The organism is Streptomyces sp. BV286 (assembly GCF_019090165.1).
Classification (GTDB): Bacteria; Actinomycetota; Actinomycetes; order Streptomycetales; family Streptomycetaceae; genus Streptomyces.
Genome location: NZ_JAHRIB010000113.1, coordinates 22,471 through 32,685 on the forward strand (window position 1 = coordinate 22,471; position 10,215 = coordinate 32,685).

The window sequence follows — 10,215 nt, forward strand, 5'->3', positions numbered from 1 at the left end:
CCGGCCACGACGTACCCGCAGCCGGTCAACCCGCCTCGATCGGCCCGAATGACAAGGGCGGCGGCTACCGACGCCCGCCGTCGTACGCCTCGATCAGCTCCCGCGACCGCTTGACGTCGTCGGAGATCGCCTCGAGCAGCGCCTCGATGGAGTCGAACTTCGCCTGCCCGCGCACGAAGGCCAGGAAGTCGACAGCCACGTGCAGGCCGTACAGGTCGAGCCCCACGCGGTCGATGGCGTACGCCTCGACCGTGCGCTCGGTGCCGTCGAACTGCGGGTTCGTGCCGACGGAGATCGCGGCGGGCATCGCCTCGCCCTGCGCGTGCAGCCAGCCCGCGTAGACGCCGTCGGCGGGGATCGCGGTGTGCGGGAGGGTCTCGACGTTGGCGGTGGGATAGCCGAGTTCGCGGCCCCGCTGGGCGCCGCGGACGACGATGCCCTCGACTCGGTGCGGACGGCCGAGGATCTCGCGGGCCCCTTCGACATCGCCCTCGGCGACCAGTCGCCGGGTGAGGGTCGAGGAGAAGGGCTCGCCGCCGCCGGCCTCGCCGGTCACGTAGAGATCCACCACGTCGACCTCGAAGTCGTACGTCCTGCCCTGCTCGGTGAGGAAGGCGACGTTCCCGGCGGCCTTGTGGCCGAAGCGGAAGTTGGGGCCCTCGACGACGGCCTTGGCGTGCAGCTTGTCGACGAGGACCTTCACCACGAAGTCGGCGGGCGACAGCTTCGAGAACTCGGTCGTGAAGGGCAGGATGAGCAGCGCGTCCACGCCCAGTTCGGCCATCAGCTCGGCACGGCGGTGGTGCGGGGCGAGCAGCGGCGGATGGCTGCCGGGGCGGACGACCTCGCTCGGGTGCGGGTCGAAGGTGACCACGACGGACGGAACTCCCAGCTCACGCGCCCGCTCCACGGCATGGCTGATGATCAGCTGGTGTCCGCGGTGGACTCCGTCGTACGAGCCGATGGTGACGATGCTGCGCCCCCAGTCCTGGGGGATGTCCTCCAAGCCACGCCAGCGCTGCACTGTGACCGCTCCTCGTCGAACCCGTGTCCGTGTCTGCCTCATACGCAGCTCTAAGGGTGCCATGCCGCGCCCTCTCGCCCCGCATCGGCATGGGCCCTGTGACAGGGGGCACGTGACGGCGGCGGGAGCGGGGGTCACACGGGGACCCGTGCCCCCGCGAGGTTCTCCATCGTGCGGCCCGTGCTGGGTCCGATCACGGTGGACCAGTCCTCGGGCGTGGCGGTCAGCCAGCGGATGACGAGCGGGGCGAAACCGGGGACACCGCGGCCGAGGTCGACGAGCGCCCGGTCGAAGCGGTTGGCACCGTCCGGGGTGCGTACGAGCAGCAGGCCCACGCTGTGGATCAGGGCACGGGTGTACTCCTCGCCGTTGTGGACGACACCCTCCGCGGCGGCCCGTACGAGCGCGTCCAGGACCATCGGATCGCGTTCGTGGGTCAGCAGGAGGTCCAGGAACTCGCGCCGCAGCGGGCGTGAGCCGGGCGTGCCCGGTGCCGCGAACACCTCGGCGAGCGCGGCGCGCAACGGCGGTCTGCCGTCGTCGAGCAACCCCGTGACGAGGGGGTGGAGCAGGGCACGGGCGGCAGGGCCCTGCTCCAGCCGATGCTCGACATACACCGCCACGTGCGCGGCCGCCTCCGGGTGCCGCGCCACGACGTCGCGTACGAGGGCGGCGACGCGGCGGGCCGGTGCGGGTGCCGTGACCTCGGCGAGGGTGCGCAGCGCGTCACCGGCGTCCGGTTCCCCCAGGCGGTCGTGGAACGCGGCCAGCACCGGGTCCGGGTGGGTCTCCAGCGCGGTGACCAGCGCGCTCGGCGGCAACCGCCGGTCGCGTGCCCTGAAGCGGGCCAGCGCCTGCGGAAGGTACCGGGCCCGGGTGTGCGGATCGCGGACCAGCAGCGCCAGGGCGCTCCCGTGCAGGGCACGGTCGCCGGGGTGGGTGAGCAGGGTGAGGGCGGCATAGCGCAGCAGCTCCCGGTCGGCGTCGGTCCGTACGTGCGGCGCGGCGCGCAGCCCGTACGTCATCGCCGCCGCTCGCCGGGCCGGGCGCTCGTCGTGCGCCCAGCGGTCGACCGCGCGGCACAGAGCGGACGGCTCGTCCTCCGCGAGGACGTCGAGCAGTTCGTCCGCACGCGCGTGCCCGCTGTCGGCCAGCGCCTCGGTCAGGTCGTCCAGGGCGCGGCGCCGGTGGGTGTGGAGCAGGGCCTGGGCGGCGGTGGCGACGGTGGCGTCGGGGGTCGCGGGGAGCGTGCGGTCGTCGTCGAACCAGTGGGTGAGGTGCGGCTGAACACCGGCCGGGTCGGCGACGAGGAGCTCGGACACGGCGTCCAGGTAGCGCGGTCGCGTGGCCGGCGGTGCCTCGTCCGCGACGACGAGGCGCCTGAGCAGGTCGAAGCGGTGCGCCTGCGGCAGGGGCAGCCCGCGCCAGAAGCCGGGGCCGAACTCCCGTGGCACGTCACGCCCTTCGGCCCGCCACCTCACCACATGCTCGGCGAGATGCCGCAGCACGCCGAGATACGGGGTCGCGTCGGGCACCCCGAGCAGGACGTCCCTGAGCAGACGGGTGGGCCACCAGGCCCCGTCCTCCCCGTCCTCCTTCCCGGTCCCGGTCCCGGTTCCGGTTCCGGTCCCGGAGACCGCGTCCGCCACCACGCCCGTCGCGTCGGCGCCGACGGCCGGTTCGTCGACCGCGTGGAGGAGTTCGCGCAGCCGCAGGGTGAGGTGGTCGTGTCCCAGTTGACCCGGCAGGAGGAGCAGCGCCTGCCGTACGGGGCCGATGCGGTGGCGGGGGACGGCGGCGGCGTGCTCGGGGCCGTCCCGGCGGTCGGTGTCGTGGCGCCGCGTGAGGGCCTGGAGCGCGGCGTCCAGGTCGAGGTGCATGCCCTGGAGCCAGTCGGCGAACTCCCCGTGGACGAAGCGGTAGCCGTCCCCGGCGGGCATGAGCAGGCCCTCGGTGAGCACGGCGGACGCCCATCCGGCGCAGCCGCCCAGCCGCCGGTCCGGCACCGGGCCCCACGGGAACACGGTCTCGAACGCCGCCCGGTCCAGCTCCCCCTCCCCCGGGCCCAGGCACCGCCGGGCGGCCACGTGCACCTGCCCCGAGACCCTGGCCGCGAGGCGCCGCACCGCCGTCCCCCGCAGCCCGTTCACCGTCGCGAGCCGCACGGCCACCCGGAGGCACATCAGGTCGAGGTAGGCGGCGAAGACCTGGTCCCGGTCCGTCCTCCCGACCGGGGCGCCGGGCATCGCGGCCCGAACCTCCGACAGCAGCCGCAGTGTCAGCGGGTGCCGCGCGTCGGCTCCGTCGAGGGCCCCCTCCGGAATCCCGTACCAGGCCCGCGCCTCGCGTGCCTCGTCCTCCTCCAGGTCCCCGAGGCGGACGCAGGGGGACCCGCCGGGGGCCTCGTCCGCACCCCACCGCGCCCCGTACAACAGCTCCTGCGGGAACGCGGCCCCTGCCCGCTCCCAGTACTCGTCCCGGCAGGCCATGACGAGACGCACCCCGTGCTCCCCGAGCCAGACGGCGCTGCCGGCGGCCCAGTCCGGCAGGCGGTCGGCGAGACCCGGCGGCATTTCCTCGGGGTTGTCGAGGAGCAGCAGGAGAGGCCGCCCGGCGTCCACGGAGAGACGGGCCAGCCGCTCGGGACCGATGTCCGCGAGCTCGCCTCGCCCGTGTCCGGCCTCCTCGCCCGCCCTGCCGCCGGCGGCCTCGGCCTCGGCCTCGGCCGGAACACCGGGCGCCGACGCAGGTGTGTGTGCGGAACCCCCCGCCGGCACAGGAACGGTCACGGCCTCAGCCCCCATCGCATCCCCATCCGCGGCCGCCGTAGCTGTCGCCGTAGTCGTGGCCGTCGCCGTCGCCGTAGTCGTGGCTGGCGCCGTCGTCGCCGCCACGATCCGCCCCGCCCGCTCCAGGGCCCTGCGCGCCGCGTCGGCCACCGACGAGTCGGTGGCCAGCAGATCGGCTCCGCGCAACCACAGGGTCGGAGCCGGTTCGGGACCCTGGCCCCGCCCGGCGGCCAGCGCCGCCAGTTCCGTCGTACGACCGCTGCCGGGCGCGCCGACGAGCCCCAGGACGGTGCACGGGCTCTGGGCGAAGGCGGTGAACTCCCTTGTCGTGCAGGGCCGTTCGACGCCGTGCGGAGGCCCGGCGGAACCCGGCGGGGGTGGCACCGCGGCCGTCAGTTCCAGTACGCCCGCGAGGTTGAGGTCGTCCCCGTACGCGGGCACCGTCGCGGCGTTGCGGGCCAGCAGCTCGGCCAGCGCACCGCCGGGAGCCGGGCGGCCCGCGGACAGCGGCACGGCGAAGCCCCCGACCTGTCGCCCGGAGTGAAGTGCCGTGCCCAGGACGGCGACCACCGCACCGGTGGCCGCGTCGACGACCGGTCCCCCGGCCGCGCCGCCCCCGAGCCGCAGGGCGTCACTGCCGGCCGTACCGATCGCCAGCTCCAGCGCTGTGTCCAGGAGGTGGAAGCGGTCGGTCGCCGTGTACGTCACGGCGGACGAGCCCAGCACACGGGCCTCCCGCCAGCCGCCCGCCGCGATACGGACGTACCTGCCGGTCTCGACGGAGTCCCGGACGGTGATCGGGAGCGGGTCGAGGCCCATGCCGTCACAGCGGACGAGGGCCAGGCCGAGGGAGGGGAGAGCGGTGACCGAGTCGGCCGTGACCAGGCAGGTGCGGTTCCCGGCGGGGACGTACAGGAGGAGACGGGCGAGACCGTCGACCGCCTCGTGGCTGGTGACCACCGTGCCGTGGTGGTCCGCGACGAACCCGGTGCCGCGCGGCCGTCCGGCCAGGTCGCAGATCCGTACCAGGGACCGGTCCGGTGCCTCCCCGACGCGATCCGGCCCTTCCCGGCCGGCGTCCGGGCTCCGGCCACCCGCGTCCGCGCCGGCCGGAGACCTACGCGGCACGCCGCCACCCCCGCGTGCCGTGTGCCGGGTCTCCCGGGCGGCGTCCGGTGCCTGATGACGGCCTCCGGCCCGCGGGCCCCGTCCCGCCATGCTCGAACCTCCCCGCCGCGCGCGCCGCACCGTGCTATCGGCGCTTCGATTCCGACGGTAGGCGCGAGGTGATCAGACGCGACAGATCCCGAGCCGAACGAGCCCCCTCCCGCTCCCCCGGTTCACTCCGAGCGCCTGCCCGGACGGGTGAATAGAGGAGGGTGGATGGATACACCTCTGGGTGGGGGAACCGAGGGGGACAGTGGAGCGGCGGGCACAAGCGACCCCGTGAACGCCGCTCCACGACGACGACAAGCGCGCCGGCCGACGAGAGCGGCAATCGGCCGGCCCCGGCCGTTCCGGCCGCCGGCTGTCAGCCGAACACCGCGAGGCTCTTGGCCTTGCCCTTCTGCTGCTCCACCAGCGCCAGGAACCGTCCCTGGGGATCGAACACCCCGACGGCACCGGCCCCGGCGTACTCCTCGGGCATCTCCAGCCGCACGCCGTTCGTCAGCAGCTGCGCGCGCCTCGTGTCCACGTCCCACCGGGGGAACGCGGCCGCGGCGGCCTCCGCCATCGGCATCACGGTCAGCTCCTCCTGGAGCTGGTCGAGGGTACGGGCGGAGTCGAGCTTGTACGGGCCGACGCGGGTACGCCGCAGCGCCGTCAGATGACCGCCGACACCCAGGTCGGCGCCCAGGTCACGGGCGAGGGCACGGATGTACGTGCCGGACGAGCACACGACGGAGACGACCAGGTCCAGGACGGCGCTGCCGTCGTCGGCCACGGCCTCCCGGACGTCGTACACGGCGAACGACGAGATCCGCACCGGACGGGCCGGGATCTCGAAGTCCTCGCCCTCGCGGGCCCGCTTGTACGAGCGCACGCCGTCGATCTTGATGGCGCTGACCTTGGACGGCACCTGCATGATGTCGCCGCTGAGCTTGGCGATCCCGGCGTCGACGGCGTCCCGCGTCACCTTGGAGGCGTCGGTCGACGAGGTGAGGTCGCCCTCGGCGTCGTCCGTCAGGGTGTTCTGCCCGAGCCGGATCGTGCCCAGGTACTCCTTCTCGGTCAGCGCGAGGTGCCCGAGGAGCTTGGTCGCCTTCTCGACACCGAGGACGAGCACGCCCGTCGCCATGGGGTCGAGGGTGCCCGCGTGTCCGACGCGGCGGGTCTTCGCGATCCCGCGCATCTTGGCGACCACGTCGTGCGAAGTGAAGCCCGACGGCTTGTCGACGATGACAAGGCCGTCGGGCGTCTTCTGCTTCTGCGTCATTTAGCGGCGTCGCCGTCCGTCTCGTCGCCGTCCGTGTCGTCGTCGGGCTCGTCGTCGTCCGGCTTCCTGTACGGGTCGGCGTCACCGGCGAAGGCGGCGCCGGCCGAGACCTCGCGCACCTCGGCGTCCTTGGCCCGTGCCTTGTCGAGCAGGTCCTCGATGGTCTTGGCGGTGTCCGGCAGGGCGTCCGCCATGAAGGTGAGCGTCGGCGTGAACTTCACGCCCGCCGCCGCGCCGACCGCCGAGCGGAGCACGCCCTTGGCGCTCTCCAGGCCCGCGGCGGCCTCGGCACGCTGCTGGTCGTCCCCGTACACCGTGTAGAAGACGGTCGCCTCCCGGAGGTCCCCGGTGACCCGGGTGTCCGTGATGGTCACATGCGAACCGAGCCGCGGGTCCTTGATCCCGCGCTGCAGCTTCTTGGCCACCACCTCTCGGATGAGGTCCGCCAGCCTCTTCGCCCGCGCGTTGTCGGCCACTGGTCCGTCTCCCTCTTTCTTACTGTTCTGTGTACGGCCGATCCACGTCGCCGCACGCTGCATACGCTCAGTCGTCGTCTTCCCCGTGCAGCCGCCGCCTCACCGACAGCAGCTCCACCTCGGGACGCCCGGCGACCAGGCGCTCGCACCGGTCCAGTACGTCGGTCAGGTGCCCGGTGTCCCCGGAGACCACCGCCAGTCCGATGACGGCCCTGCGGTGGAGGTCCATGAGATCCACCTCCGCCGCGCTCACCGCGTACTTGCGTTGGAGCTCGGCCACGATGGGGCGGACGACGGAGCGTTTCTCCTTCAGCGACCGTACGTCGCCGAGGAGCAGATCGAAGGACAGAGTCCCCACGTACATAGGTGTGTCCGGATGTCCCGCCGGTACGGGGTAGGTGGCCCGGCCAAGCTTCTTGCCGGGGCACGTGAACGGTACCCCGAACCCCTGGTACCGCTCGACGGAGTTTCGCCCCCGTCGTCCTGCTGAAGGGGCCGGCGCAGAGCAGCCCGCGCCCTCCAGGGACGCGGGGAACTGCGCGACCAGCCCGCACCGGGCCCGCACCCGACAACACACCCATCGGGCAGGGGACGAGAAAAGCCCGTCCGGGGCCGGGCCGGTGGGGATACCTCCCCACCGGCCCGGCCCCGGACCCGGTTCAGCCGCCGCAGACTAGCCGCGCGGCTTCTCGCGCATCTCGTACGTCGCGATGACGTCGTCGATCTTGATGTCGTTGAAGTTGCCGAGGTTGATACCGCCCTCGAACCCTTCGCGGATCTCGGTGACATCGTCCTTGAAGCGACGCAGACCGGAGATGGTGAGGCTCTCCGCGATGACCTTGCCATCGCGCAGCAACCGCGCCTTGGTGTTGCGCTTGACCTCGCCGGAGCGAACAAGCACACCGGCGATGTTGCCCAGCTTGGACGAGCGGAAGACCTCGCGGATCTCCGCCGTACCGAGCTCGACCTCTTCGTACTCCGGCTTGAGCATGCCCTTGAGGGCCGCTTCGATCTCCTCGATGGCCTGGTAGATCACCGAGTAGTAGCGGACGTCGACGCCCTCGCGCTCCGCCATCTGCGCCGCGCGGCCCGCAGCGCGGACGTTGAAGCCGATGACGATCGCGTCGGAGCCGGTCGCCAGGTCGATGTCCGACTCGGTGACCGCACCCACGCCGCGGTGCAGGACGCGGATGTCGACCTCTTCGCCGACGTCGAGCTGGAGCAGCGAGGACTCGAGAGCCTCCACCGAACCGGACGCGTCGCCCTTGATGATGAGGTTGAGTTCCTGCACCAGACCGGCCTTGAGGGCCTCGTCCAGGTTCTCCAGAGAGAACCGGACTCCGCGCCGGGCGAAGTTGGCGTTGCGCTCACGCGCCGCGCGCTTCTCGGCGATCTGACGCGCCGTGCGGTCCTCGTCGACGACCAGGAAGTTGTCGCCGGCGCCGGGGACGTTGGTGAGACCCAGGACCAGGACGGGGGTCGACGGACCCGCTTCCTCGACGTTGTTGCCGTTGTCGTCGAGCATCGCCCGGACACGGCCGTACGCGTCGCCGACCACCATCGTGTCGCCGATGCGCAGCGTGCCGCGCTGGACCAGGACCGTCGAGACGGCACCACGGCCACGGTCGAGGTGGGACTCGATCGCGATGCCCTGCGCGTCCTGCTCCGGGTTGGCCCGCAGGTCGAGCGAGGCGTCCGCGGTGAGGACCACGGCCTCCAGCAGGCTCTCGATGTTGAGGCCCTGCTTGGCGGAGATGTCGACGAACATCGTGTCGCCGCCGTACTCCTCGGCCACCAGACCGAACTCGGTGAGCTGACCGCGCACCTTGGTCGGGTCGGCACCCTCGACGTCGATCTTGTTGACCGCGACCACGATCGGCACGTCGGCCGCCTTGGCGTGGTTCAGCGCCTCGATCGTCTGGGGCATCACACCGTCGTTGGCCGCCACCACGAGGATCGCGATGTCGGTCGACTTGGCACCACGGGCACGCATGGCGGTGAACGCCTCGTGACCCGGGGTGTCGATGAAGGTGATCCTGCGCTCTTCACCGTTGACCTCGGTGGCCACCTGGTACGCACCGATGTGCTGGGTGATGCCGCCGGCCTCGCCCGCGACGACGTTCGTCTTGCGGATGGTGTCGAGCAGTCGGGTCTTACCGTGGTCGACGTGACCCATGACGGTCACGACCGGCGGACGCGCGACGAGGAACTCCTCGCCACCCTCGTCCTCACCGAACTCGATGTCGAAGGACTCGAGCAGCTCGCGGTCCTCCTCCTCGGGGCTGACGATCTCGAGGACGAAGTTCATCTCGTCCGCGAGGAGCTTCAGCGTCTCGTCGGAGACGGACTGCGTGGCAGTGACCATCTCGCCGAGGTTCATCATCACGCCGACGAGCGACGCCGGGTTGGCGCCGATCTTCTCGGCGAAGTCGGTGAGCGAGGCACCGCGCGACAGGCGGACGGACTGTCCGTTGCCGCGAGGCAGCATGACGCCGCCGACCGACGGGGCCTGCATGGCCTCGTACTCCTGGCGCCTCTGCCGCTTCGACTTGCGGCCACGACGCGCGGGACCGCCGGGACGACCGAAGGCGCCCTGCGTGCCACCACGGCCACCCGGACCACCGGGACGACCACCGAAGCCGGGACGACCGCCACCGCCACCACCCGGACGGCCGGCGAAACCGCCGCCACCGCCACCGGGACCACCGGGACGACCGGCGAAACCGCCGCCACCGCCACCGGGACCGGCCGGACGGCCGGCGAAACCGCCGCCACCGGGACGACCGCCGCCACCGCCACCACCGGGACGGCCACCGCCGCCACCGGGACCGCGGCCACCAGGGCCACCGCCGGGACGCGGGCTGCCCGCAGCGGGACGCTGCGGCATCATGCCGGGGTTGGGACGGTTGCCGCCGGGGCCGCCACCGGGACGCGGAGCGCCACCGGGACCACCCTGCGGACGGGGCATGCCGCCCGGGCTCGGACGGTTGCCGCCGGGGCCGCCGCCGGGACGCGGAGCGCCACCGGGACCACCCTGCGGACGGGGACCACGGTCCTGGCCCGCGCCCTGGGGACGCGGAGCGCCCGGGGCACCGGCGCCGCCGGGCCCACCGGGACCGGGACGGGCGCCGCCCGGACGGGGCGCCTGCGGGCGCGCCATGCCGGTGGAGCCACCAGAGGTGAACGGGTTGTTGCCCGGGCGCGGGCCGGCGGGACGACCGCCGGGACGCGTGCCCTGGCCACCGGGACGCGGGGCGCCCTGACGGTCACCGCGGTCACCACGGTCGCCGCGGTCGCTGCGCTCGCCACGGCCCTGACCGGGACCACCCTGACCGCCCTGTGCGGGGCCGGCCGGACGGACACCGGGCTTCGGGGCACCGGGACGGGCACCGGCCGGACGCGGGTTCGCGGCCGGAGCCGGGGCTGCCGGAGCCTGAGCGGCGGGAGCCGCGGGCGGCGCCGTGAACTCGGGCGCAGCCGGGGCCGGAG

Annotated in this window: 6 protein-coding genes; all 6 read right to left on the reverse strand. The window is 73.3% G+C overall.

What is annotated here, in order from left to right; genetic code table 11:
- Window positions 1-64 precede the first annotated feature (64 nt).
- Window positions 65-1,024 carry a bifunctional riboflavin kinase/FAD synthetase gene (locus tag KUF83_RS15875; RefSeq protein ID WP_217455328.1) on the reverse strand — a complete coding sequence of 320 codons (960 nt, stop codon included), beginning with the start codon at window positions 1,022-1,024 and terminating at the stop codon, window positions 65-67.
- Between the two features lie 134 nt (window positions 1,025-1,158).
- Window positions 1,159-5,031 (reverse strand): trypsin-like peptidase domain-containing protein, encoded by a 3,873-nt coding sequence (locus KUF83_RS15880; protein WP_374106070.1) that lies wholly within the window; start codon window positions 5,029-5,031, stop codon window positions 1,159-1,161.
- A gap of 313 nt (window positions 5,032-5,344) precedes the next feature.
- Entirely contained in the window at window positions 5,345-6,250 is a 906-nt protein-coding gene (gene truB, locus KUF83_RS15885) for a tRNA pseudouridine(55) synthase TruB (RefSeq protein ID WP_217455329.1), read from the reverse strand.
- Complete coding sequence (gene rbfA / locus KUF83_RS15890; protein WP_217455330.1) at window positions 6,247-6,726, reverse strand: 30S ribosome-binding factor RbfA; 480 nt, start codon at window positions 6,724-6,726, stop codon at window positions 6,247-6,249. The genes truB and rbfA overlap by 4 nt, the downstream gene beginning before the upstream one ends.
- Before the next feature lie 67 nt (window positions 6,727-6,793).
- Complete coding sequence (locus tag KUF83_RS15895; RefSeq protein WP_217455331.1) at window positions 6,794-7,090, reverse strand: DUF503 domain-containing protein; 297 nt, start codon at window positions 7,088-7,090, stop codon at window positions 6,794-6,796.
- A 309-nt stretch (window positions 7,091-7,399) separates the two neighbouring features.
- Window positions 7,400-10,215 (reverse strand): translation initiation factor IF-2 (gene infB, locus KUF83_RS15900; protein WP_217455332.1); only part of this gene is annotated, 2,816 nt, incomplete at its 5' end.

Excerpts from the sequence above, each read along its gene's own strand:
- truB (WP_217455329.1), bottom strand. The coding sequence starts at position 6,250 with ATGACGCAGAAGCAGAAGACGCCCGACGGCCTTGTCATCGTCGACAAG.
- KUF83_RS15895 (WP_217455331.1), bottom strand. The coding sequence starts at position 7,090 with ATGTACGTGGGGACTCTGTCCTTCGATCTGCTCCTCGGCGACGTACGG.
- KUF83_RS15880 (WP_374106070.1), bottom strand. The coding sequence starts at position 5,031 with ATGGCGGGACGGGGCCCGCGGGCCGGAGGCCGTCATCAGGCACCGGAC.